Source organism: Kitasatospora sp. NPDC052896 (genome assembly GCF_044547075.1).
In the GTDB taxonomy this organism is placed as follows: domain Bacteria; phylum Actinomycetota; class Actinomycetes; order Streptomycetales; family Streptomycetaceae; genus Kitasatospora.
In genome coordinates this window covers 1-23324 of sequence record NZ_JBITZU010000045.1, presented here as the reverse complement: position 1 = coordinate 23324, position 23324 = coordinate 1, and the positions used below count along the sequence as shown (strand labels likewise).

20 protein-coding genes and 1 riboswitch are annotated in these 23324 nt (G+C 71.5%); of the genes, 11 read left to right on the top strand and 9 right to left on the bottom strand.

The window, feature by feature from the left end; genetic code table 11:
* Positions 1-124: 124 nt before the first annotated feature.
* Both fahA and ACIGXM_RS36470 read right to left on the bottom strand, forming a co-directional pair.
* A complete protein-coding gene (gene fahA, locus ACIGXM_RS36475; protein ID WP_396568425.1) occupies positions 125-1327 on the bottom strand; it encodes a fumarylacetoacetase in 1203 nt (400 codons plus the stop codon).
* Positions 1324-2544 carry a homogentisate 1,2-dioxygenase gene (locus tag ACIGXM_RS36470; RefSeq protein ID WP_396568424.1) on the bottom strand — a complete coding sequence of 407 codons (1221 nt, stop codon included), beginning with the start codon at positions 2542-2544 and terminating at the stop codon, positions 1324-1326. Before ACIGXM_RS36470 ends, fahA begins: the two co-directional genes overlap by 4 nt.
* 347 nt (positions 2545-2891) lie before the next feature.
* Here ACIGXM_RS36470 and ACIGXM_RS36465 point away from each other — a divergent pair, with 347 nt between their 5' ends.
* The 5 genes from ACIGXM_RS36465 to ACIGXM_RS36445 all read left to right on the top strand — a co-directional run bounded on the left by ACIGXM_RS36465 (position 2892) and on the right by ACIGXM_RS36445 (position 9134).
* Positions 2892-4172 (top strand): extracellular solute-binding protein, encoded by a 1281-nt coding sequence (locus tag ACIGXM_RS36465; protein WP_396568423.1) that lies wholly within the window; start codon positions 2892-2894, stop codon positions 4170-4172.
* A gap of 119 nt (positions 4173-4291) precedes the next feature.
* Positions 4292-5275: a carbohydrate ABC transporter permease gene (locus ACIGXM_RS36460; protein ID WP_396568422.1), complete on the top strand. Its 984-nt coding sequence runs from the start codon at positions 4292-4294 to the stop codon at positions 5273-5275.
* A 61-nt stretch (positions 5276-5336) separates the two neighbouring features.
* Positions 5337-6257 (top strand): sugar ABC transporter permease, encoded by a 921-nt coding sequence (locus ACIGXM_RS36455; protein ID WP_396568421.1) that lies wholly within the window; start codon positions 5337-5339, stop codon positions 6255-6257.
* 98 nt (positions 6258-6355) lie between these two features.
* On the top strand, positions 6356-8080 hold the full coding sequence (locus ACIGXM_RS36450; protein ID WP_396568420.1) for a glycoside hydrolase family 13 protein: 1725 nt from the start codon (positions 6356-6358) through the stop codon (positions 8078-8080).
* Position 8081: 1 nt separating this feature from the next.
* Positions 8082-9134 carry a LacI family DNA-binding transcriptional regulator gene (locus ACIGXM_RS36445; RefSeq protein ID WP_396568419.1) on the top strand — a complete coding sequence of 351 codons (1053 nt, stop codon included), beginning with the start codon at positions 8082-8084 and terminating at the stop codon, positions 9132-9134.
* A 183-nt stretch (positions 9135-9317) separates the two neighbouring features.
* On the opposite strand, the gene ACIGXM_RS36440 is transcribed toward ACIGXM_RS36445, so the two are convergent.
* Together ACIGXM_RS36440 and ACIGXM_RS36435 are read right to left on the bottom strand one after the other, a co-directional pair.
* Positions 9318-10427 (bottom strand): transglycosylase family protein, encoded by a 1110-nt coding sequence (locus ACIGXM_RS36440; protein ID WP_396568418.1) that lies wholly within the window; start codon positions 10425-10427, stop codon positions 9318-9320.
* 6 nt (positions 10428-10433) lie between these two features.
* A riboswitch (cyclic di-AMP (ydaO/yuaA leader) is annotated at positions 10434-10608 on the bottom strand.
* Between the two features lie 691 nt (positions 10609-11299).
* Positions 11300-12265 carry a hypothetical protein gene (locus ACIGXM_RS36435; protein WP_396568417.1) on the bottom strand — a complete coding sequence of 322 codons (966 nt, stop codon included), beginning with the start codon at positions 12263-12265 and terminating at the stop codon, positions 11300-11302.
* A gap of 400 nt (positions 12266-12665) precedes the next feature.
* Here ACIGXM_RS36435 and ACIGXM_RS36430 point away from each other — a divergent pair, with 400 nt between their 5' ends.
* Complete coding sequence (locus tag ACIGXM_RS36430) at positions 12666-12902, top strand: DUF397 domain-containing protein (RefSeq protein WP_396568416.1); 237 nt, start codon at positions 12666-12668, stop codon at positions 12900-12902.
* Between the two features lie 157 nt (positions 12903-13059).
* Here the strand turns inward: ACIGXM_RS36430 and ACIGXM_RS36425 are convergent, their stop codons facing one another.
* The gene (locus ACIGXM_RS36425) at positions 13060-13644 is read right to left on the bottom strand and encodes an ATP-binding protein (RefSeq protein WP_396568415.1); all 585 of its coding nucleotides are present in this window, start codon (positions 13642-13644) and stop codon (positions 13060-13062) included.
* Positions 13645-14087: 443 nt separating this feature from the next.
* Between ACIGXM_RS36425 and ACIGXM_RS36420 the strand changes: the two genes are divergently transcribed.
* On the top strand, positions 14088-14954 hold the full coding sequence (locus tag ACIGXM_RS36420; protein WP_396568414.1) for a helix-turn-helix domain-containing protein: 867 nt from the start codon (positions 14088-14090) through the stop codon (positions 14952-14954).
* 22 nt (positions 14955-14976) lie between these two features.
* On the opposite strand, the gene ACIGXM_RS36415 is transcribed toward ACIGXM_RS36420, so the two are convergent.
* Complete coding sequence (locus ACIGXM_RS36415) at positions 14977-15624, bottom strand: TetR/AcrR family transcriptional regulator (protein ID WP_396568413.1); 648 nt, start codon at positions 15622-15624, stop codon at positions 14977-14979.
* Positions 15625-15829: 205 nt separating this feature from the next.
* Positions 15830-17380 carry an MFS transporter gene (locus ACIGXM_RS36410; protein WP_396568412.1) on the bottom strand — a complete coding sequence of 517 codons (1551 nt, stop codon included), beginning with the start codon at positions 17378-17380 and terminating at the stop codon, positions 15830-15832.
* Between the two features lie 87 nt (positions 17381-17467).
* On the opposite strand from ACIGXM_RS36410, the gene ACIGXM_RS36405 reads away from it, so the two are divergent.
* Entirely contained in the window at positions 17468-17893 is a 426-nt protein-coding gene (locus ACIGXM_RS36405; RefSeq protein WP_396568411.1) for a MarR family winged helix-turn-helix transcriptional regulator, read from the top strand.
* Positions 17894-17902: 9 nt separating this feature from the next.
* Here the strand turns inward: ACIGXM_RS36405 and ACIGXM_RS36400 are convergent, their stop codons facing one another.
* Together ACIGXM_RS36400 and ACIGXM_RS36395 are read right to left on the bottom strand one after the other, a co-directional pair.
* Positions 17903-18856 carry a M56 family metallopeptidase gene (locus ACIGXM_RS36400; RefSeq protein WP_396568410.1) on the bottom strand — a complete coding sequence of 318 codons (954 nt, stop codon included), beginning with the start codon at positions 18854-18856 and terminating at the stop codon, positions 17903-17905.
* A gap of 147 nt (positions 18857-19003) precedes the next feature.
* A complete protein-coding gene (locus ACIGXM_RS36395; RefSeq protein WP_396568409.1) occupies positions 19004-19597 on the bottom strand; it encodes a DUF5134 domain-containing protein in 594 nt (197 codons plus the stop codon).
* A gap of 253 nt (positions 19598-19850) precedes the next feature.
* Here ACIGXM_RS36395 and ACIGXM_RS36390 point away from each other — a divergent pair, with 253 nt between their 5' ends.
* Genes ACIGXM_RS36390 through ACIGXM_RS36380 form a run of 3 tightly spaced genes read left to right on the top strand, consistent with a single transcriptional unit; the run spans position 19851 to position 23061 of the window.
* Entirely contained in the window at positions 19851-21251 is a 1401-nt protein-coding gene (locus ACIGXM_RS36390) for a DUF6421 family protein (RefSeq protein ID WP_396568408.1), read from the top strand.
* The gene (locus ACIGXM_RS36385; RefSeq protein WP_396568407.1) at positions 21248-21991 is read left to right on the top strand and encodes an SDR family NAD(P)-dependent oxidoreductase; all 744 of its coding nucleotides are present in this window, start codon (positions 21248-21250) and stop codon (positions 21989-21991) included. The genes ACIGXM_RS36390 and ACIGXM_RS36385 overlap by 4 nt, the downstream gene beginning before the upstream one ends.
* A complete protein-coding gene (locus ACIGXM_RS36380; protein ID WP_396568406.1) occupies positions 21988-23061 on the top strand; it encodes a threonine aldolase family protein in 1074 nt (357 codons plus the stop codon). Before ACIGXM_RS36385 ends, ACIGXM_RS36380 begins: the two co-directional genes overlap by 4 nt.
* Positions 23062-23324: the final 263 nt, after the last annotated feature.

Here is a 23324-nt window from a genome sequence, read left to right as displayed (position 1 = left end):
TTCCGCGGGCCCTGAGGCGTCCGGTCCTCACGGATCTCGAAGTCCAATGCATCCCCTGAACTGGGGTGTTGCAACAACTCCTAGAACCCAAGCGGTGCCCGCGACGCCCCTTCTGGTCTGATGATCAGACGATGGTGCCGGTGACCTCGCCGAAGCCGATCCGCACGCCGTCCGCGCCGGGCGCGGTGGCCCGCAGCGTGACGGTGTCGCCGTCCTCCAGGAAGGTCCGGGTCGAGCCGTCGGCCAGGGTGATCGGGTCCCGGCCGTTCCAGGTCAGCTCGATCAGCGAGCCGCGCTGGTCGGCCGCGGGGCCGGAGACCGTGCCGGAGCCGTACAGGTCGCCGGTGCGCAGCGAGGCGCCGTTGACCGTCATGTGCGCCAGCATCTGGGCCGGTGACCAGTACATCCCGGCGTACGGCGGCCGGGAGACCAACTGCCCGTTGAGCTCCACCGACATCCGCAGGTCCAGGCCCCAGCCCTGCTTCTCGGCCAGGTAGGGCAGCGGCTCGGGCCGCTGCGCCGGGGTCGCCACCCGGGCGGCCTCCAGCGCGGCCAGCGGGACCACCCAGGGGGAGATCGAGGTCGCGAAGGACTTGCCGAGGAACGGGCCGAGCGGTACGTACTCCCAGGCCTGGATGTCGCGGGCGCTCCAGTCGTTGAGCAGCACCGCGCCGAAGACGTGGTCGGCGAAGTCGTCCACGCCGACCGACTCGCCGAGCGCCGAGCCGGCGCCGACCACGAAGCCCATCTCGGCCTCGATGTCCAGCCGGACCGAGGGGCCGAAGACCGGCGCCGCGTCGCCGGGCGCCTTGCGCTGCCCGCTCGGGCGGCGGATCCCGGTGCCGGAGACCACCACCGTGCCGGCCCGGCCGTGGTAGCCCACCGGCAGGTGCTTCCAGTTCGGCAGCAGCGCCTCGCCGTCCGGCCGGAAGATCCGGCCGAGGTTGGTGGCGTGCTGCTCGGAGGCGTAGAAGTCGACGTAGTCGGCGACCTCGACGGGCAGGTGCAGGGTGACCTGGTCCAGCCGGTGCAGGTTGGCCTCCACCAGCGGGCGCTGCTCCTCGGTGCTGAGCAGGTTGGTCACCCGCTCGCGGACGTACGCCCACTCGCCCGGACCGCGGCGCAGGAAGCGGTTGAGCGAGCCGGTCGCGAGGTCGGCACCGAGCGGGGTGCCCGCCCAGATCGCCGACAGGTCGAGCACCTGCTCGCCGATCGCCACGCCGACCCGCGGACCGCCGCCGTGGCGCGGGGTGAAGACGCCGTAGGGGAGGTTCTGGATCGGGAAGTCGGAACCCTCGGGAACCGGTACCCAGGTCTGCAAGGTCACTTCGTCACACCGTCCTGCGGGCCGCGCCCGCTCCAACTCCACGCGTACTTGCCGTCATCGCTCGCCCGGCCGCCCTCGGCGATCTCCAGCGGGCGGAAGGTGTCCACCATCACCGCCAGCTCGTCGAAGAACTCCACCCCGATCGAGCGCTCGTAGGCGCCCGGCTGCGGGCCGTGCGAGTGGCCGCCGGGGTGCAGTGAGATGGAACCCTGGCCGATGCCGGAGCCCTTGCGGGCCTCGTAGTTCCCGCCGCAGTAGAACATCACCTCGTCGCTGTCCACGTTGGAGTGGTAGTACGGCACCGGGATGGACAGCGGGTGGTAGTCGACCTTGCGCGGCACGAAGTTGCAGATCACGAAGTTGTTGCCCTCGAAGACCTGGTGGGCCGGCGGGGGCTGGTGGACCCGGCCGGTGATCGGCTCGTAGTCGCTGATGTTGAAGGCGTACGGGTAGAGGCAGCCGTCCCAGCCGACCACGTCGAACGGGTGGCTCGGCATCACGAAGACCGTGCCGGCCACGCCCTCGCTGCCCGGGCCGCGGTGCTTGACGTAGACCTCGGTGTCGCCCTCGGCCGTCACCAGCAGCGGGCCGACCGGGCCGCGCAGGTCGCGCTCGCAGAACGGCGCGTGCTCCAGCAGCTGGCCGTACTTGGAGAGGTAGCGCCGGGCCGGGGTGATGTGGCTGTTCGCCTCGATCGCGTAGAGCCGCAGCGGCTCGTCACCGGTCGGCACCCAGCGGTGCGTGGTGGACCGCGGCAGGATCACGTAGTCGCCCTGGCCGGCCTCGATGCTGCCGAACACGGTCTCCACCGTGCCGCTGCCGGACTCCACGTAGACGCACTCGTCGCCGATCGCGTTGCGGTAGAGCGGCGACGGCTGCCCGCAGGCGACGTAGGCGATCCGGACGTCGGCGTTGCTCAGCACCACCCGGCGGCCGCGCACGGCGTCGGTCTGCCGCCAGGAGTCGCCCGGGAAGAGCTCGTGCAGCTTGAAGTGCAGCGGCTTGAGCGGGTGGTTCGGTTCCGGCTTGCCCTCCGGCAGGGCCCACACCCGGCTGTCCACCAGGGCGGAGGGGATGGCGCGGTGGTAGAGCAGCGAGGAGTCCGACGAGAAGCCCTCCTCGCCCATCAGCTCCTCGTAGTAGAGGCCGCCGTCCTCGTTGCGGTGCTGTGTGTGCCTCTTCGGTGGCACCGTGCCGACGGTGCGGTAATAGGCCATCTGCGCCTCCTGAGCGACTGACCACCCTGGACTGCGCCGGCCGGGGCGGGACCGCCCAGGGGGTGTTGGGCAGGTCAGCACCAATCCCAGGCCACCGGACGGGTGGTGTCAAGGACGGGCCGGGAGGGCCAGGACGCGCGGAGGCAACTCTCCGGACACGTGGATGTAACGATCTCCGTCTTCTTGCAGAAACTTTCTGCAAGAGCTTTCATCGGCCGACTTGCCACTGTTACGTTCCTGCTCAGCTCGGACGGCGGCACTGGTGCGGCCGGCGCGAGGTGGCCAGTATCGCCCCTCCGTCCCCCCTCCGGGCACTCACCCCCACCTTCTTTTTCCTAGGAGTTCTCATGCGACGTGGCATCGCGGCCTCCGCCCTCGTTGCGGCCCTCGCGGTCTCGCTGGCGGCCTGTGGCAGCAGCGGTTCCGGCTCGTCCGGTTCGGCCAACGGCCCGGTGACCATCACGTACTGGGACACCTCCAACGCCACCAACGAGGCGCCGAACTACCAGGCGCTGGCGCAGAAGTTCGAGGCCGCCAACCCGAACATCAAGGTGAACTTCGTCAACGTGCCGTTCGACTCGGCGCAGAACAAGCTGCAGACCGCGATGGGCAGCAAGGGCGCCCCCGACGTCTTCCGCTCCGACGTCGGCTGGACCGCCGGCTTCGCCCAGCAGGGCTTCCTCGCCCCGCTGGACGGCACCCCCGCGCTGCCGGACCCGTCCGCCTTCCGGCCGAACCTGATCAAGCAGGCGCAGTACCAGGGCAAGACCTACGGGGTCCCGCAGGTGACCGACACCCTCGGTCTCCTCTACAACAAGGCGCTCTTCAGCCAGGCCGGCATCACCACCCCGCCCACCACCTGGGACGAGCTGAAGGCCGACGCCGCCACGATCAAGTCCAAGACCGGCGTGGACGGCTTCGAGATGCGCGCGGGTGACGGTTACTACGCGATGCCGCTCTTCTTCGGCGAGGGCACCGACCTGGTGGACACCCCCAACAAGAAGATCACCATCACCTCGCCGGCCGCGGTCAAGGCGGTCGAGACCTACCAGTCCCTGTTCACCTCGCCCGGCACCGTCAAGCCGGACGTGACCTCGGACTCCTACGCGCACATGATGGACGCCTTCAACAACGGCAAGGTCGCGGCGATCATCAACGGTCCCTGGGAGATCACCAACATCTACCAGGGCTCGGCCTTCGGCAACAAGGCCAACCTCGGCATCGCGCCCGTCCCGGCCGGCTCCACCGGCAAGGCCGGCGCCCCGACCGGTGGCGCCAACATGGAGGTCTACGCCGGCTCGGACGCCGCCCACCAGGCCGCCGCCGAGAAGTTCGTCGCCTTCATGACCTCCGCCGAGAGCCAGACCTTCATCGCGGAGAAGAACGACACCCTGCCGACCCGGCCCGACGCCTACACCTCCGACGTCACCGCCAACCTCGGCATCGCCGGCTTCCAGGCGATCCTGCCGGATGCCCAGCCGCGCCCCGAACTCCCCGAGTACGCCTCGCTGTTCACCTCCAGCGGGATCAACCTCGGCAAGATCGTGCAGGGTCAGGAGAGCGTGCAGGACGGCCTGAACGCCATCGCGGCCGACTACGCCAAGCTGCTGCCGAACTTCAGCAAGTAGCACCCGTGACCGGACCTGGCGCCGGCCAGGTCCCCCGCCGAACGGCCCGGCCACATCGGGCCGTTCGGCGGACCCGTCCGGCCGTACCTCCCCGCAAGTCTCCCGAGAAGGTGTCATCGATGGCAGTCGCCGTGCAGGGCCAACCGCGCGACCGCAACCGCGGTCCGCTGCAGCGCATCCGGCAGTCGTACAGCAGGTACTGGTACGCCTACGCGATGGCCGCGCCGGTGGTCGTCGTGCTCGGGGTGCTGGTGGCCTACCCGCTGGCCCGCGGCTTCTACCTGACCCTGACCGACGCCACCAACCTCAACGTCGGGCACACCGTCGGGTTCAACCACATCCCCGACAGCTTCAAGTTCGTCGGCTTCCAGAACTACGCCGACATCCTCTGGGGCCCCGGCTCCTACGACCGGTTCTGGTCGCACTTCATCTGGACCGTCGTCTGGACCGTGCTCTGCGTCACCCTGCACTACAGCATCGGGCTGGGCCTGGCCATGCTGCTGAACCGGAAGCTGCGCGGGCGGACCTTCTACCGGCTGATGCTGATCGTGCCCTGGGCCGTGCCGACCTTCGTCACGGTCTTCTCCTGGCGGCTGATGCTCTCCGACGGCGGCCTGGTCAACAGCGCGCTCGGCGCCCTGCACCTGCCGCAACCCGGTTGGCTGGAGCAGCCGTTGGCGGAGAAGGCGGCGGCCATCCTGGTCAACACCTGGTGCGGGGTGCCGTTCATGATGGTCACCCTGCTGGGCGGCCTGCAGTCGATCCCGGCCGAGCTCTACGAGGCCGCCGAGATGGACGGCGCCACCGCCTGGCAGCGGTTCCGGCACGTCACGCTCCCGGGGCTGCGCTCGGTCAGCAGCACGGTCATCCTGCTCGGCGTGATCTGGACCTTCAACCAGTTCGTGATCATCTTCCTGCTGTTCGGCCAGAACGCCACCGACGTGCAGATCCTGGTCACCTGGGCCTACCAGCTGGGCTTCGGCCAACAGCCGCGCGACTACGCCCAGTCGGCGAGCTACGGCATCATCCTGCTCTCCATCCTGATCGTCTTCACGGCCTTCTACCAGCGGTGGCTGAAGCGCAACGACCAGGCCGTCATGTGACGGTCCGTCAGACCGTTTCAGGGCAACCCGAACCACGCCGGCACGGAAGGCAGGCCACCCGATGAGCAGCACCACCGTCCCCACCCCGCAGAGCACCCCCGTGCGTCCCGAACGGGCCGACCGGTCGGCCGACCCGCGCCCGGTCCGCCGCCGCGGCGAGAGCAGCCGCACCGCCTCGGTGCTCTCGCACGCCGCCCTGATCATCGCGAGCCTGGTCGCGGTCTTCCCGGTGCTCTGGCTCTGCTACATCGCGCTGGGTCCGAACGAGACGGACTACCTGCACCCGGGCGGGATCCTCGGCAAGGCCACCCTCGCCAACTTCGGCAAGGTGCTCGGCCAGACCGACTTCTTCCAGTGGTTCCTCAACTCGCTGATCGTGGCCGGCGGCACCTGTGTCTTCGGTGTGGCGATCGCCGCCAGCACCGGCTACGCGGTCTCCCGGATGAGGTTCCCCGGCCTGCGCCCGCTGATGTGGTCGCTGCTGGTGACCCAGATGTTCCCGATCGCGGTGCTGATCGTGCCGATGTACTACCTGATGGCCAACCTCGGCCTGCTGGACAGCTACGGCGGCCTGATCCTGGTCTACGCGAGCACCGCCGTGCCGTACTGCGCCTGGCTGCTCAAGGGCTACTTCGACACCATCCCGGTGGAGATCGACGAGGCCGGCCGGGTCGACGGGCTCAGCCCGTTCGGCACCTTCTGGCGGCTGGTGCTGCCGCTGGCCCGCCCGGGCCTGGCGGTCGCCGCCTTCTACACCTTCCTGACCTGCTGGGCCGAGGTGCCGTTCGCCTCCACCTTCATGCTCAGCTCCGACAAGTACACCCTGGCGGTGGGCCTGACCACCTTCGTCAGCCAGCACGACAGCCAGTGGAACCTGATGGCGGCCACCTCGGTGCTGATCGCGTTGCCCGCCTCGGCCTTCTTCTACCTGGTCCAGAAGCACCTGGTCACCGGTCTCACCGCCGGTGCCGCCAAGTCCTGACGGACTCTCAGCTCCGCCAAGTAATCTGCCTGTTGCCGCGAACCGGCCGCCCCGACCCCGGCGGCCGGGACGACACCGAACCCCCCGAGGGAAGACCGATGACCCAGAACCTGGCCGACGCCTCCCGGCCCGCTGCCGCGGCCGACGCGCCCGCCGCCACCGCGGCCACCGCGAACGGTGGTGCGCCCAGAGGCTGGTGGCGGGACGCGGTGATCTACCAGGTCTATCCGCGCAGCTTCGCCGACGCCAACGGTGACGGCATGGGCGACCTGCCGGGTGTCCGCAGCCGGCTGCCCTACCTGCGCGATCTGGGCGTCGACGCGGTCTGGCTGTCGCCGTTCTACGCCTCCCCGCAGGCCGACGCCGGCTACGACGTGGCCGACTACCGCGCGGTGGACCCGATGTTCGGCACCCTGCTGGACGCCGACGGCCTGATCCGCGACGCCCACCGGTTGGGCCTGCGGATCATCGTCGACCTGGTCCCCAACCACTCCTCGGACCAGCACGAGTGGTTCCAGCGCGCGCTGCGCGAGGGGCCCGGCTCGGCGCTGCGCGACCGTTACCACTTCCGCCCCGGCAAGGGCGTGAACGGTGAACTGCCGCCCAACGACTGGGAGTCCATCTTCGGCGGCCCGGCCTGGACCCGCAGCGCGGACCCGGACGGCACTCCGGGCGACTGGTACCTGCACCTGTTCGCCCCCGAGCAGCCCGACTTCAACTGGGAGCACCCGGCGGTCGCCGACGAGTTCCGCTCGATCCTGCGGTTCTGGCTCGACATGGGCGTGGACGGCTTCCGGGTCGACGTCGCGCACGGCCTGGTGAAGGCCCCCGGCCTGCCCGACCTCGGCGGCCACGACCAGCTCAAGCTGCTCGGCAACGACGTGATGCCGTTCTTCGACCAGGACGGCGTGCACGAGATCTACCGCAGCTGGCGCCGGATCCTCGACGAGTACCCGGGCGAGCGGATCGCGGTCGCCGAGGCGTGGACCCCGACCGTCCAGCGCACCGCCAACTACGTCCGTCCCGACGAGCTGCACCAGGCCTTCAACTTCCAGTACCTGAGCACCGCCTGGGAGGCCACCGCGCTGCGCGAGGTGATCGACGTCTCGCTGGAGTCGATGCGCCCGGTCGGCGCCCCCACCACCTGGGTGCTCTCCAACCACGACGTCACCCGGCACGCCACCCGCTTCGCCAACCCGCCCGGCGGCACCCAGATCCGCACCTCCGGCGACCGGGCCCTCGGCCTGCGCCGGGCCCGCGCCGCCAGCCTGCTGATGCTCGCGCTGCCCGGCTCGGCCTACCTCTACCAGGGCGAGGAGCTCGGCCTGCCGGACGTCACCGACCTGCCCGACGAGGTCCGCCAGGACCCGTCCTTCTTCCGCGCCAGCGGCCAGGACGGCTTCCGGGACGGCTGCCGGGTCCCGCTGCCGTGGTCCGGCCAGCGCGCCCCCTACGGCTTCGGCCCCACCGAGGGCGGCCCCAGCTGGCTGCCGCAGCCCGCCGAGTGGGCCGGGCTCAGCGTCGAGGCGCAGACCGGTGACCCGACCTCCACCCTGGAGCTCTACCGCAGCGCGCTGGCCGTGCGCCGCGAGCACCCCGCGCTCGGCGCGGGTACCGAGGTCGAGTGGCTGGACGCGCCGCAGGGCGTGCTCGCCTTCCGTCGCGAGGCGCCGCGAGGAGCGTTCGTCTGCACCGCCAACACCACCGGCGAGCCGGTCCGGATACCGGCGCCCGGCCGGCTGCTGCTCTCCTCCGCGGAGACCGTGGTGGTGGACGGCGAGACCGTGCTGCCCACCGACAGCACCGCCTGGTGGGCGGTCTGACATGGTTGCAATAGGCTCTGGGCTCGTGACTACGGCGCGACTCTCCGACATCGCGGCGCAGGCGGGGGTCAGCGAGGCCACCGTATCCCGCGTCCTCAACGGCAAGGCAGGTGTCTCCGCGACCACGCGGCAGACCGTGCTGGCCGCGCTCGACGTGCTCGGATACGAGCGGCCGACCCGGCTCCGCCAGCGCAGCGCCGGTCTGATCGGCCTGATCACCCCGGAGCTGAGCAACCCGATCTTCCCGGCACTGGCCCAGGTGATCGAACAGGTGCTCAGCCGGCACGGCTACACGCCGGTGCTGTGCACCCAGACGCCGGGCGGAGCCACCGAGGACGAACTGGTGGAGATGCTGGTCGAGCGGGGGGTCGCGGGCATCGTCTTCGTCTCCGGCCTGCACGCCGACTCCACCGCCGACCACCAGCGCTACGCCCGGCTCGCCGGCCGGCAGGTCCCGTTCGTGCTGATCAACGGCTACAGCGAGAAGATCTCCGCGCCGTTCATCTCGCCGGACGACCGGGCCGCGATGCGGATGGCCGTCCAGCACCTGGCCGAACTCGGCCACGAGCGGATCGGGTTGGCGGTCGGCCAGCGCCGGTACGTGCCGGTGCTGCGCAAGATCGAGGGCTTCACGGCGGCTCTGCAGTCGGTCCTCGGCCACAGCGCCGAGCAGGCCGCGGAGCTGGTGCACCACACCCTGTTCAGCGTGGAGGGCGGCCACTCGGCGGCCGGCGCGCTGCTGGACCGCGGCTGCACGGCGATCGTCTGCGGCAGTGACCTGATGGCGCTGGGCGCGATCCGCGCGGTGCGCCAGCGCGGGCTGACCGTGCCGGGCGACGTCTCGGTGGTGGGCTTCGACGACTCGCCGCTGATGGCGTTCACCGAGCCGCCGCTGACCACGATCCGCCAGCCGGTCGAGGCGATGGCCACCGCGGCGGTGGACGCGCTGCTGGAGGAGGTCGGGGGGAACCCCGGGCAGCGCGCCGAGTTCATGTTCCAGCCGGAGCTGGTCATGCGCGGCTCCACCGGGGCGAATCCGCACCGGGGGGAGTGAGGCCGGCCGCGCGGTCCTGACAGAGCGCGCGCCCGGTCCGGGGCGGGTGACCACCTGGTCACCCGCCCTTTCAGCGGCTCCGCGAACGCCGGATGGCGGGCGCCCCTCCCGGGCACCCGCCATCCGGCGTCGCTGCTGCTCGCGAACTCCTGGTACTGCTGCCTACCGACGATCGCGCGGAGGTCAGACCCGGCCGGCGAAGTTCGGCGTGTAGTTGGCGATGGTCTCGTACTTGACGCCCGCCGACGGGTTGGCCGCCTCGACGTACTTGCCGTCGCCGATGTACAGCGCGACGTGGTAGACGCCCGAGTCGCTGCCGTTGTTCGACCAGAAGAGCAGGTCGCCCGGCTGCAGGCTGTTCATCGAGACCGGGGTGCTGGCGGAGGCCTGGGCGGCGGCGGTGCGCGGGATGGAGATCCCGGCCGCGGCCATCGCGGCCTGGGTCAGGCCGGAGCAGTCCCAACCGCCGTTGCCGGTGCCGCCGTAGACGTAGGCCTGGCCGACCTTGGACTCGGCGAAGGCGATCGCGGTGGCCATCGCGCCGGAGGCCGGGGCGGCCGGGGCCGGGGTGCTGGTCGCCGGGGCGGGCTGGGCCGGAGCCGGGGTGGCCGGAGCCGGGGTGGCGGCGGCCGGAGCCGTCGCGGTGGAGCCCAGCGACAGGTGCTGGCCCGGGAAGATGGCGTTCGGACCCTGGGTCAGCACCGACTTGTTGATGGCGTACAGCTTCTGCCAGCCGCCGGCCACGTTGTGCTTGGTGGCGATGGAGGACAGCCAGTCGCCGGCCACCACGGTGTAGTCGCCCTGGGCCGCCGAGCCGGTGCTGCTGGCCTGGGCGGCCGGCGCCGGCGCGGGGGTGGTGGAGGTGTTCGACGCGGTGCTGGTCGAGGCGGCGCCGGAGGGGTTGATCTGCGGGGCGGAGCCGCCCTGGCTCAGGCCGGCCTTCGGGCCGCACACCGGCCAGGCGCCCGGGCCCTGCGAGGCCAGCACCTTCTCGGCGATGGCGATCTGCTGGTCCTCGGTGGCCTGGTTGGCCTGCGCGGCGTACTGGGTGCCGCCGTACGCGGCCCAGGTGGAGGCGGAGAACTGCAGGCCGCCGTAGTAGCCGTTGCCGGTGTTGATGCTCCAGTCACCGCCGCTCTCGCACTGGGCGACCTTGTCCCAGGTGCTGACCGTGGCGGCCGACGCGGTGGTGGCGGTGATGCAGGGAAGGCTCAGACCGATACCGACGAGGCCGGTCGCGGCGATCACGCGGCGGACGCGGGTGGAGCGGTTCGTACCAGAAGTGGGCAGCATGAAGTTGCGTTTCCTCTCCTACGCCTACGAGGTGAGCTGTCGGATTCGGGCTGGAGTTGCCCGGCCGTCCGCTCGGATTTCTCCGGCGGTCGGCTTCACCCCTAGCCCCGGTACCCGGTCCGAAGACCGTTCCGGGGCGGCAAACCTGGTTCCCCCGCTCCTGCCTCGGCGTCGTCTGCGACGGCCAGCCCGTCCGGTGGCAGGATTCGGCGTCCGGCGGGATGGGTCCGTGTGACCACGAACGGGGAGCACGTTAACCAGACTTAAATTCGATTAGCAAACAGCTGTGGCGCCGGTCACAGTGGCTTCCGGGGCCTTTCAAGATCCGCTTCGGAGATCAACTGAAAGGCTGTCGGCGGTCATTGCCGGGGCCCTTTGATCGAATTCTGCGAATCCGCCCGGCAGTGTGCGGAATTGCCTCCCCCTCAGTGGATCGGAAGGCTGACGCCGCGTCCGCGCGGAGGTTTGTCGGCGCGCGGTCAGGGCCGGCGCGGTGTACCGCACGCCACATCCGCGCAGTGGGACCGGGAGCCGGATCCGGTGGTCCGGGCGGATGAACTGGCGAAGAATTAAAAATTCCTATGCCGTTCGCCCAGCGGACACTTGAGTCCTGCTATGGCCTCCGCCGGGCGATTCGGTCGCTCCCGTGGCAGGCATGGGCAAATCGGACACATCGTCTCCAACTGCCGTGCCAGCGCCGGGCCGTCCCGGCCGCTCTGGAGACGCTGACGGGCTGCTGGTCGGCCGGTTGCCCGCGTCCTCGGTCCGCGCCCCGCCAGGGGCCCCTGGACGGGCTGGTGGGCGCACGGAACGGCCCTGGGCCGGCCACCCGCGATGCGGATGACCGGCCCAGGGCCGGGGTGGTACTACGTCTACTCGCCCTGCTCCGCCTCGGGGGCCTCGGGGGTCTCGGCAGCCTCGGCGGTCTCACCGTCCGCCTCGGCCCGCTTGCTCCGGGCCGGCGCCTCGGGCGGGGTGACCCCGACGGTGGCCAGGTAGCTGGTGGCCACCAGCTGACCGACGGTCGGATAGGCGCCCAGCGGCTCGGCACTCGGGCAGCCGGTCTCCTCGGCGGCGGCCCGCAGCAGCTCCGGGTCCGCCTCGGGGCCGATCACCAGCGGGGCCAGCGCCGGACGCTGCGAACCGGTGTTCCGCAGGTGGTCGACGGCCGCGGCCACCGCACCGGGGACGTCCAGGGCCGCGGCGACGACCGGCACCGCCAGGCGCGCGGCCAGCAGCACGCCGGTGATCTCCGCCGCGGCGACGGCCTCCGGGCCGCCCACCGTGGTCAGCACGACGCCGTCGGCGGCCGTGGTGATGGCGAACAGCCGGGCGCGGTCGGCGCGGGCCAGGCCGGCCTCGGAGAGTCGGACGTGCACGGCCTCGGCGAGCAGCGGGTGCGGGCCGAGCACCTCGGTCAGCGGGGATCCGGCCTGCTCGGCGAGGTGCTGCAGCTCCGTCAGGGCGGAGTGCGGGCCGGCCAGCAGCGGCATCAGCAGCGGGGCGGGCAGCCCGGCCTCGGCGGCGGCCTGCAGCAGCTCGGCCACGCTGGGCCGGCCGGCTTCCGCGTCGCTCTGCTCGCCGTCGGTCGGCGCCGGCCCGGTCGGCGTCAGCCAACCCGCGGTCACCTCGATGCCGAGGTGCTCGCCGCGCACCACGGAGAGCAGTTCGTCCACCACTGCCACCGCCTCGGGCGTGGCCTCGCCCGGAACCGCGAGCACCAGTGTCGGTGCGCCGGTCGGAACCTCGGGCCGCTCGGGCCGACGGTGGCGCCCCCGCGCACGGGAGCCTGGCGTGCGGACGGGCAGAGAAGAGCCCGGGATGGCAGCAGTGCTCATGGACGGAGATCGTAGGACATCGCCGCGAGCACTCCGCAGCCGGCTGCCCAAGGTGACGGATTGTGAGGAGGTCACTGCGGAGTTGATCTTTCGATCCCGCTGCAACGGTTGGCCTCCCTCTCCGCGTCGTTCTGCTCGGACCACTGCCGGTCACCGCCCGCTGGGCGGAAGATTGGCATATGTCCACTTATGTCTCACCAGTCACACCCGCCAGCGTGGGAATCGTTACGACATGTACACGCCGGTGCACGAGCAAACTCACATGCCGATGCACGTGCACTGGCGTTATCATCACGACAAGTGAGGCATCTGCCCTGCCCGTACGAGCCGGAGGCGGCCGGCGGCCGGAACGGTCGGGCGCCGAGTCAGTACGAGTACTCCAGGGTCTTGGGAGATTTCTATGCATCACCTGTACAACGGCATGGCGGCTGCGGACCTCGACGGCGTGGTCTGGCAGAAGAGCCAGTACAGCAACTCGAAGGGGAACTGCGTGGAGCTGGCCGCCCTCCCGGGCGGCGGAGTGGCGATGCGCAACTCGCGGTTCCCGGACGGCCCAGCCCTCATCTACACCAGGGACGAGATAGCGGCCCTGCTGCTCGGGGTGAAGGACGGGGAGTTCGATCACCTGGTGAGCTGACCGGCCCGACCCGGGCAGCGCCGTCGTGGGAGTTCGTGCCGCGGCGGCGTTCGGCGTTCTCGGGCGGGCGTTCGGCGCTTTTGGGTGGGGAGGTCCCGGATGGTGCGGGTGGATGCGACGGAACGCCGCGCGGCCGCGCGGCGTTCGGTGGTCGCGGTCAGGCGGAGCGGCGGTGGCGCCCCAGCGTGACCGGCTCGCTCGGTCGGACCGGTCCGGTGAGGGCGGGCAGCTCGGCCTCGAACAGGGCCCAGACCACCTTCCCGGCCCCGGCCAGTGGGTGCCAGCCCCAGGAGTGGCTGAAGGAGTCCACCAGGTGCAGCCCCCGCCCCGACTCGGCCACGAAGTCGGCCTCCCGGGTCACCGGGCCGTCGCTGCTCGGGTCGCTGACGGCGCAGACCAGGTTGGGGGCGCGGTGCACCAGGCTTATTCGGATCGGCAGCCGGTCGTCCAGGTTCCGCCCGGGCCCGAGTTGGGTGGGGAACACCGGTCGGACCGGGCAGCCGGTCGAACCGGCCGCGCCGGCAACGGCGTCCGCCGGGGTCGGCGCCCCGATCGCGTGCCGCAGCGCGTTGGTCACCAACTCCGAGGCCACCAGGGCGACATCGTCGAAGAGGTCGTCGAGTCCCCAGCGCAGCAAGGTGGTTCGGACGAAGTCGCGGGCGGTTCTGACCGCCTCGTAGCGGGGGGCGAGCGTGCATGTCACAACGTCAGGATCGACGGCCAGGGCCGCACCGGTGCCCATGAAGAGCTCCTCCCATAAGGGGGCGGACACGGCTGGACCCGGCGGGGTCATGCCGGTCACCTCCGACTCGCTCGGCCGCTTCGCCGCCGTGACCGGCCCGCACTCGTCCGCACACCCCCGGCCGGACGCGTCGTACGCGGCCCTGCTGAGGTGCGGAGTCGCGCGTGGGTCGACGGCGAAGCCCGCGGGACTGCCAAGGGGGTGTGCAACTGCACGTGGACCATCGTGCTCTGCGCTTACGGCAGATGCAAGAGTGGATTCACGTGCAGTCGCACTATTGGCATATGCAGGAGCCGGATGCACGTGCATCTGACCGTGCCGATGGGTGTGCCGATGACGGTGCCGATGCAGAATTGATAGATCCATCTGCCACTACCGGCACTGTCAGCGCCCAGTTGATGGCAGACTGTGCGCTGTTTTCCCGAGGCGGAGGTTCCCACGGCATGACCACAGTTCAGCCCGGCGGCGGCTCGATGGTGCGCCGGATCCTCCTGGGTTCCCAGCTGCGCCGGCTGCGCGAGAGTCGCAACATCACCCGCGAGGACGCCGGGTACGCGATCCGCGCCTCGGAGTCCAAGATCAGCCGGATGGAACTCGGCCGGGTCAGCTTCAAGGAGCGCGACGTCGCCGACCTGCTCAGCCTCTACGGCGTGGAGGACGGCGGCGAGCGCGAGGCGCTGCTCGGCCTGGTCCGCGAGGCCAACAAGTCCGGCTGGTGGCACAGCTTCAACGACGTGCTGCCGAACTGGTTCCAGACCTACGTGGGCCTGGAGGAGGCGGCGGCGCTGATCCGCACCTACGAGGTCCAGTTCATCCCCGGCCTGCTGCAGTCGGAGGACTACGCGAGGGCGGTTTTCGGCCAGAGTCGCCCGGTGCTCGGCGACGAGGAGATCGAGCGCCTGGTCGGCCTGCGGTTGCGCCGGCAGAAGCTGCTGGCCGGCGGCCAGAGCCCGCGGCTGTGGGCGGTGATCGACGAGGCGGCGCTGCGCCGGCCGGTCGGCGGACCGAAGGTGATGCGCGGTCAGATCCAGTACCTGATCGACGTCGCCGAGCAGCCCAACGTGGTGATCCAGGTGATGCCGTTCCGGTTCGGCGCGCACGCGGGGGAGAGCGGGGCGTTCAGCATCCTGCGCTTCCCCGAGCAGGACCTGGCCGACGTGGTCTACCTGGAGCAGCTCACCAGTGCGCTCTACCTCGACAAGCGCGACGACGTGGACGCCTACGTCCAGGTGATGGAACGGCTCTGCGTGGACAGCCTCACCCCGGAGCGGACGGTCGAACTGCTGACCTCGATCCTCGCCGAGAGCTGAACGCCGAGGCCGAGCAGGGCACTCAGCGTTCGGTGGCCGGTGCGGGGACGGTGGGCCGGGTCGGGGCGTCCCGCTCCGGCGGGTCGCCCAGCTCCCAGTCCAGCCCGTAGCGGGCGAACAGGTCGGCCCGGATCGGCGACAGCGGGGTCCGCGCCCCCGGTAGCAGCAGGCCTATGCAGCCGCCCATCAGCGCGCTGCGCAGCACCGCGTGCTCGGCTGCGGGATCGGCCGCGCCCCACCCCGCCAGGACCTCCCGCAGGATCGCGCCCAACTGCCGCTGCTCCGGGTCGTGGACGAAGGTGCCGCCGTCCGGATCCAGGATCAGCGCGAGGTGCGAGCGCATCACCCGCGGGTGGTCCAGCGCCAGGTTGAGCACGGTGTCGATGACGCAGGCCAGCCGCTGCCGTGGCGCGTCGTCCGGGCCGAGCCGGTCGAGCGCGGCGGCCAGCTCCAGGTGCATCAGCCGGTGGGTGGCCGACTGCATCAGGAGTCGTTTGCCGTCGAAGTAATACGACACCAGGCCGCGGGCGAGGCCGGCCCGTTCGGCGATGTCCGCGAGCGTGGTGCTCGCGTAGCCGTGCTGGTCGACGAGTTCGACGGTGGCGTGCATCAGTCGGCGCCGGGACCGCAGGCGCATCTCCTCGTTGACCGAATCCCCGCGGGGTGCCATCGTGTCTGCTCCGTACGTTGGTTGGCTATCGGTCAATATACTGCTGACCGGCGCCCCGACGGCGTACGTCCGAGAATGGGCGTCGGCCCGGTACGGGGGCCGGCGTCGGTCTCACCAGGACGGGGGACTGGTGAGACCGACGCCCACCGGGTGGCGAGTTCTCGCCTGCCCGGTGGGCGTCGGTGAGGGGCCTGCCCGGGCCGGCTCAGACCCGCTCGGCCCCGAGCGCGGAGCCCACGGGCTCGGTGGCCCGGCGGTAGTCGTAGTCCGGCACCGGGTGCGCGGCGGCCGCCCGCCGGCGGTCCAGCAGCGCGCCGCCGGCGGTGACCAGCAGGCCGATCAGCGCGACCCCGGCGACCAGCAGCAGCGCCGGACGGTAACCGGCCAGCTGGGCCTGCGCGGAGGTGCCGCCGTGGCTGCCCGCGGTGATCACCGCGGTGACCGCGGCCAGTCCCAGCGCGCCGCCCACCTGCATGGCCGTGTTGACCAGCCCGGAGGCCAGCCCCTGCTCGTCGTCGGCCACCCCGTCGGTGGCGGCGATGTTGGCGGAGGGGAAGGCGAGCGCGAAACCGATCCCGAGCAGCACCGTGGTCGGCACGACCAGGCCGAACATGCTGCCGTGCGTGTCCAGTCGCAGGAAGAGCAGGTAGCCGGCGAGCAGCGCCAGGACGCCGAGCGGGAGCAGCCGGCCGGTGCCGAAGCGGTCCACGATGGCGCCCATCCTGGTCGAGGAGAGCGCGACCAGCGCGCCGGCCGGCAGGAATCCGAGCGCCATCGACAGCGCCGACCAGCCGAGCAGCCGCTGCAGGTAGAGGGTGGCGAGGAACTGGAAGCCCGCGTAGCTGCCGAACAGCGTGAGCGCGGCCAGGTTGGCCCGGGCGACCGCGCCGTTGCGGAAGATCCCCAGCCGGACCAGTGGGTGCGCGGCGCGCAGCTCGATCCGCAGGAAGAGCGCGCCCAGCAAGACCACCGCGAGCAGTGAGCCGATCGTCCGCGCGCTGGCCCAGCCGACGCTCTGCGCCTCGGTCACGGTGAAGACCAGCAGCAACAGGGTGCCGGTGCCGATCACCGCGCCGGCCAGGTCGTATCCACCCTGGCCGCGCTCCGACCCGGTCGGGCGGGGGAGCAGCCGGATCGCGAAGACCAGCGCGACCAGCGCGACCGGGACCGGCATCAGGAAGGTCCAGCGCCAGCCGACCGAGGTGAGCAGGCCGCTCAGCACCAGCCCGAGCGAGAAGCCGCTGGCGCCGCAGGTGGTGTAGATCGACAGCGCCCGGTTGCGGGCCGGGCCCTCGGCGAAGGTGGTGGTGATGATGGAGAGGCCGGCCGGTGCGGTGAAGGCCGCGCTGACGCCCTTGAGGAAGCGGACGGCGATCAGCAGCCCGCCGTCGTCCACCACCCCGCCGAGCAGTGAGGCGACGGCGAAGACGGCCAGCGCGACCAGGAAGACCCGGCGGCGGCCGAGCAGATCGGCGGCTCGGCCGCCGAGCAGCAGCAGCCCGCCGTAGCCCAGGACGTAGCCGCTGACCACCCACTGCAGGGTGGAGGTGGAGAGCTTCAGGCTGCTGCCGATGGAGGGCAGCGCGACGCCGACCATCGAGGTGTCGAGGGCGTCCAGGAACAGCGCGGCACAGAGGACGATCAGGGCTCCCCAGAGCCGCGGGGTCCAGCGGTCGGAATCGGATGGTGCGTCAGTCGTTCTCCCTGGTCCGGTGGTTGGGCCGACGGTCGGTCCGGTGGTGCGGGCTGTGGTCATGCGGAGCAGACTACATGCACATGCATCCAATGCAAGAGAATATATTCTGCTTGCATTTAGTTCACGTGCATGTGTTACCGTGCGAGGGTGTCTTCACCTGACTCGGCCGAGTCGGCCGCCCTGGTCACCGAGTGGCGTGCGCTGCTGGCCCGTCACGCGGCGACGACCTGTGCCCTCGATCGCGAGCTGGGCGAGCGGCACGGGCTCGGCATGAGCGACTTCGAGGTGCTGGAGCGGTTGGCCGAGGCGCCGGCGGAGGTCGGCGCCAAGCTGCGCGTGCAGGAGCTGGCCGACAAGGTGCACCTGAGCCAGAGCGCGCTCTCCCGGCTGGTCGGCCGGCTGGAGAAGGCCGGGCTGATCGAGCGGGTGATGTGCGACCTCGACCGGCGCGGCATCTACGTCTCGCTCTCGCCGCTCGGCCGGGACCGCTACGAGGCCGCCCGCCCGCTCCAACGCGAGGTGCTGGCCCGGATGTTGACGCGAAGTCAGGTCGAGGAGAGCAGCTGCGGGTGAACCGCCGGCTCAGCGCAGCGCGGTGAGTCCCGGTGCTACGGCGAGCGCCAGCACGGCGGCCGGCGCCGCCAGCGCGACGGCGGTCAGGCCCAACCGGTCCGGTACCGACAGCCGCGGCTCGCCGGCCAGCAGCCGATCCACCCGCCGTGGCGCCTGGGCCAGCTGGCCCGGCGCCGGGCAGGTCCCGAACACCCCGCGTCCGGCGTTGAGTTCGACCATCGCGGTGGCGGTGGTGAACCGTCCGTGCCGGCGTGCCGCGCGGTCGTCCGCGGCCAGCTCCACCAACTCGCCCACCTGGTCCCGGAACGCGCTGAACACCCCGACCCCGGGGAACCCGGCCGCCAGCGCCTCCGCGCAACTGGCCAGCCAGTGGTGCCGGGCCCGGACGTGGCCGCGCTCGTGGCTCAGCACCGCGGCCAACTCCCGGTCGGTGAGCCGGTGCAGCGCTCCGGTGGTGACCACCAGCCGGGCCGCGGCGCCCGGCAGTGACCAGGCCTCCGGCCGGACGTCCTCCAGCACGACCAACCGCTCACGCTGCCCGGGGAGTTGACCGATCCCGGCGGGGAGCTCCGGTGCCCGGTGCGAGAGTTCGGCGTGCCGGTGGCCGCGCTCCGCCCGGGCCGCGCGCAGCTCCCGGGCCAGCGACAGCGCGGTCCGCAGCCCGCCCAGTGTCAGCAGTGCCGTGCAGAACCGACCCCAACCCTCCGCGTCGGCCAGCCCGTAGGCCGCCTCGACCCCGTGCGGCGCGCCGGTGAAGAGCAGCGCGCGCACCTGGGGCAGCGCGGCCGACAGCGCCAGCAGCAGGCTCAGCACGCAGCACAGCAGCACCGCCGCCACCAGGCACTGCCACACGCACAGGGCCAGCACCGGCTCGCGGCGGGCCCAGTTGGCCCGCACCAGCAGGGCCGGTCCGGCGGTGGAGAACAGCACACCGAGCAGCAGCAGGCCGAGCAGGGCCGTCATGGCAGGGGCTCCCCCGGGGAGAACGCGACAGTACGCCGTGGCTCAATCTAGGCGCTCCCCGCGCGCCGAGGAACACCCCGTCCGGCGCAGTGACCAACGCCACGCGCCCCCGCGGCACGGGTCGTCGGCGGATCGGCGAGCCGGCTGTCAGAGGGTCAGCAGCATCGCGAACATGCCGACGCCCATGGCGAGTCGGCAGGCCTGTGGGAGGGCCGCGGCGGTCAGCAGCGATCCCGGCCGGGAGCTGGCCGGGGCCGGAGCGGCGGCGGCCGGATGGCCGGTCGCGGTGAGCAGCCGGCTGCCGGTCCAGAGCGCGAAGCAGCCGAAGTAGAGCAGCAGCGGGCCGGTCAGCGGCGGCACGCCCGTCGGCATCACCATGCCGGAATCCGCCGGGTGCGGGCTCCGGCCCATCGCCAGCGCCATGTAGCCCATCGCCAGCGCGCCGACCGCGTGGTGCAGCCGGTGCGCCCGCAGCCCGGGCGGTCCCGGCCGGCCCGCGGCGGCCACCAGGAAGACCGCGCCGAGCAGGCCGAACAGTCCGCCCCAGAGCGGCGCCGGCAGCCGGTCACCGCCCAGCACCATGGCCGCCATGCCGAGCGCCATCACGGCCTCGGCCGCGTCCGACTCGCGGCTCGCCCGGTGCCCGCCCGCGGCGCCGGTGCGCAGCCGGGCCAGGCAGAAGGCGCCGGTGGTCGCGGCCAGCAGGACCAGCAGCCAGCTGAGGACGGCCGGACCGGGCATCGGTCCCCCTGTTCACCGGGCGAATGGGGCTACCGACCACGATCACCGGTCACCCGCCCGGACAGCTAGGGCGCGCACAGGGGCGCATGGGAGTGCACCGTTCTGTATAGCGGGTCACGCGCGCCCAGGGCGCCGCCGTCCGGTCGGGCACCCCACGGTGTGCAGGTTCTCTCATCGGCCCCCCCTTGAACAGGAGAACCTTTCGTCCTTATCGTGTCCTTGACTCAATACCTCCTGTCGAAGTAGGTCTCCCATGCAGAATCTTTCGCCGAGGCTCGCTGCGGCGGCCGATCTTCCCTCCGACTCCCCGGCCGACCACCCGGCGTGGCTGCGGCTGAAGCAGGCCGTCGAGGCGCTCCGCCCGCTGCAGTCCAAGGACGGCTCGATCGACCTGGCCGCCATCGACCGGCAGACCGTCGACCCGCTGCTGGACACGGTTCTCGCCTCGATCGCGGAACTCGCGCCGCTCTTCCCGCACGACGCGGCCTACCTCGACGCCGTCCAGGCCGACCTGCGCAAGTGGGCCGAGACCGGTTACCGGGAGCCCGACTTCCTCGACTCGCTGTTGGCCTTCCAGCCGGCCGCCGAGCGCGTCGACGGGCTGGCCCACCTGGTGGTCTTCCCGATGTACACGCAGAACGGCAACCCGGACCGCAACCTGGAGGCCGTGCTGCTCAACGTGGTCTGGCCGGAGTGGCTGGCCGAGCTGGAGCGGACCCGTTTCGACAACCCGATGTTCGTGCCGATTACCTTCACGGACTTCACCGCCGGCTACGACACCAACTCCGCGGTGCTCTTCCCGGAGACCGTCGCGGTCCGCAAGGCGCCCGAGCGCTTCACCTGGGGCGGCATCTTCTGCGACCGCGAGGCCGCCCGGTTCCGCGCGGTCTCCGGCGCCGCCGTCGAGCTGCTCGGCCTGGAGATCCCGGCCGACGCCGCCGCGCTGATCGCCGACCAGCAGCGGGCCCAGCAGACCTTCGTGCTCTGGGACCTGGTGCACGACCGCACCCACAGCCACGGCGACCTGCCGTTCGACCCCTTCATGATCAAGCAGCGCAGCCCGTTCTGGATGTACGGCCTCGAGGAGCTGCGCTGCGACCTGACCGCCTTCAAGGAGGCCGTCCGGCTGGAGGCCGAGGGCTACGAGCAGGGCCGCGACGTGCAGTACGCGATCCTCTTCGACCGGATGTTCCGCTTCCCGGTCACCGGCGGCCGGGTCCGCAACTACGACGGGCTGGGCGGTCAGCTGCTCTTCGCCTACCTGCACCAGCACGACGCGCTGCGCTGGCGCGACAACAAGCTCAGCATCGACTGGACGCGGGTCGCCGAGGTGACCAACGCGCTCTGCGGCGAGATCGAGGACCTCTACCGGGCCGGCATCGACCGCCCGAAGACCGCGCACTGGATCGCCGCCTACCAGCTGGTCTCCCGCTACCTCACCCCGCACCCGGCGTCCACCTGGGCCAAGGGCCCGGAGGCCCTGCCGCTGGACGTCACCGAACCGAAGGCGCTGAACAAGGCGCTCTGCGACGCGGTGCTGCCCGACGAGTTCCCGCTCAGCATGTTCTTCGAGGCCCTCTCGAAGAAGCTCGGCGGTGTCATCGCGGCCACCACCGGCATCACGGGCGCCGGCCTGCAGGAGGCCGCGGCATGAGCGACCTCACCGGCAAGGTCGTCGCGGTGGCCGGTGCCACCGGTCCGGCCGGGCGCGCCACGCTGCGCCGACTGGCCGCGGCCGGCGCCACCGTCGTCGCGGCCGGCAGCGACCCGCAGCGGCTGGACGCGGCCACCGACGCGGTACGGGCCACCGTCCCCGGCGCCCGGATCAGCGGCCAGGTGATCGACCTGCTCGACCCGCAGGAGGTGCACGACTGGGCCGACCACCTGGAGTCCGAGCACGGCCGGGTCGACGGCGTGTTCCACCTGGTCGGCGGCTGGCGCGGGAGCAAGACCTTCCACGACAGCCGGATCGACGACTGGGACTGGCTGCACGACCGGGTGGTCCGCACCCTGCAGCACACCTCGCTGGCCTTCCAGCCCGCGCTGCTGCGCAGCGAGGCCGGCCGGTACGCGATGATCTCGGCCACCGCGGCGCACAAGCCCACCGCGGGTGGCGCCGCCTACGCCGCGGCCAAGGCCGCCAGCGAGGCCTGGACGCTCTCGATGGCGCACTCCTTCGTCAAGCAGACGACCGCCGAGGACGGCGCGCCCACCGCGGCGGCTGTCATCCTGGTCATCAAGGCGCTGGTCACGCCCGAGATGCGCGCCGAGCGCCCGGACGCGGCCTTCGCCGGATTCACCGACACCGCGGACCTCGCGGACTCCCTGGCGGGTCTCTGGGAGCGATCCGCCGCCGAACTGAACGGACAGCACCTGTGGCTGACAGCCCGATGAGCACCACCTCCGGCACGGACGCCGTGCGGCGGCACGACCCCGCCGTACGGGGGTTCGCCAGCGACAACTACGCCGGCGTCCACCCGGAGATCCTCGCCGCGATAGCCCTGGCCAACGGCGGGCACCAGATCGCGTACGGCGAGGACCAGTACACCGAGCACCTGCAGAGCGTCTTCCAGCGGCACTTCGGCGAGCAGGCCGAGGCGTACCCCGTCTTCAACGGCACCGGCGCCAACGTGGTCGCGCTGCAGTCGCTGCTGCCGCGCTGGGGCGCGGTGATCGCGGCCGAGAGCGCGCACATCAACGTGGACGAGTGCGGGGCCCCGGAGAAGATCGCCGGGATCAAGCTGCTCACCGTGCCCACCCCGGACGGCAAGCTCACCCCCGAGCTGATCGACCAGCAGGCCTGGGGCTGGGGCGACGAGCACCGGGCCCAGCCACTGGCCGTCTCGATCACCCAGAGCACCGAGCTGGGCACCCTCTACACGGTGGAGGAGGTCCGGGCGATCTGCGAGCACGCGCACGAGCGCGGCATGCTCGTGCACATGGACGGCTCGCGGCTGGCCAACGCGGCGGCCTCGCTCGACCGTCCGTTCCGGGAGTTCACCACCGATGCCGGGGTGGACGTGCTCTCCTTCGGTGGCACCAAGAACGGCCTGCTCTTCGGCGAGGTCGTGGTGGTCCTCGATCCGGAGAAGGTCCGGAACATCAAGTTCCTGCGCAAGATGTCGATGCAGCTCGCTTCGAAGATGCGTTTCGCCTCGGTGCAGTTCGAGGCGCTGCTCAGCGGGGACCTCTGGCTGCGCAACGCCGGCCACGCCAACGCCATGGCGAAGCGGCTGGAGGCGGCGGTCCAGCGGATCGACGGCGTGACCGTGGTCCGCCCGGTGCAGGCCAACGCCGTCTTCGCGGTGCTCCCGCGCGAGGTCAGCGAGCGGTTGCAGAAGCGCTACCGCTTCTACTTCTGGAACGAGCACACGGGCGAGGTGCGCTGGATGTCGGCCTTCGACACCACGGAGGCCGACATCGACGCCTTCGCGGCCGCCATCGCGGAGGAGATGGGCCGGTAGGTCCGAACGCTTCGCTGGTCTCCTCGAACCGGCCCCGGGCAGTCGCCCGGGGCCGGTTTGACTTCGTTGATCGATCTCCGTAACGTTCTCCGGGTTGCCCCGGCCGCCTGGTGGTGGTGGGAGAGCGACAAAACCCCCTCCCGATTATGCGATGAGCATTCGGTGTCCGCATGTCCTTTTCGAAGGAAAGTGCGGTGCGGAAACTCTGGTAGAGTCGGGGCAGCGGAAAGCCGGAAGGCCGGAAGCGAAATTGCGGGAAGTGA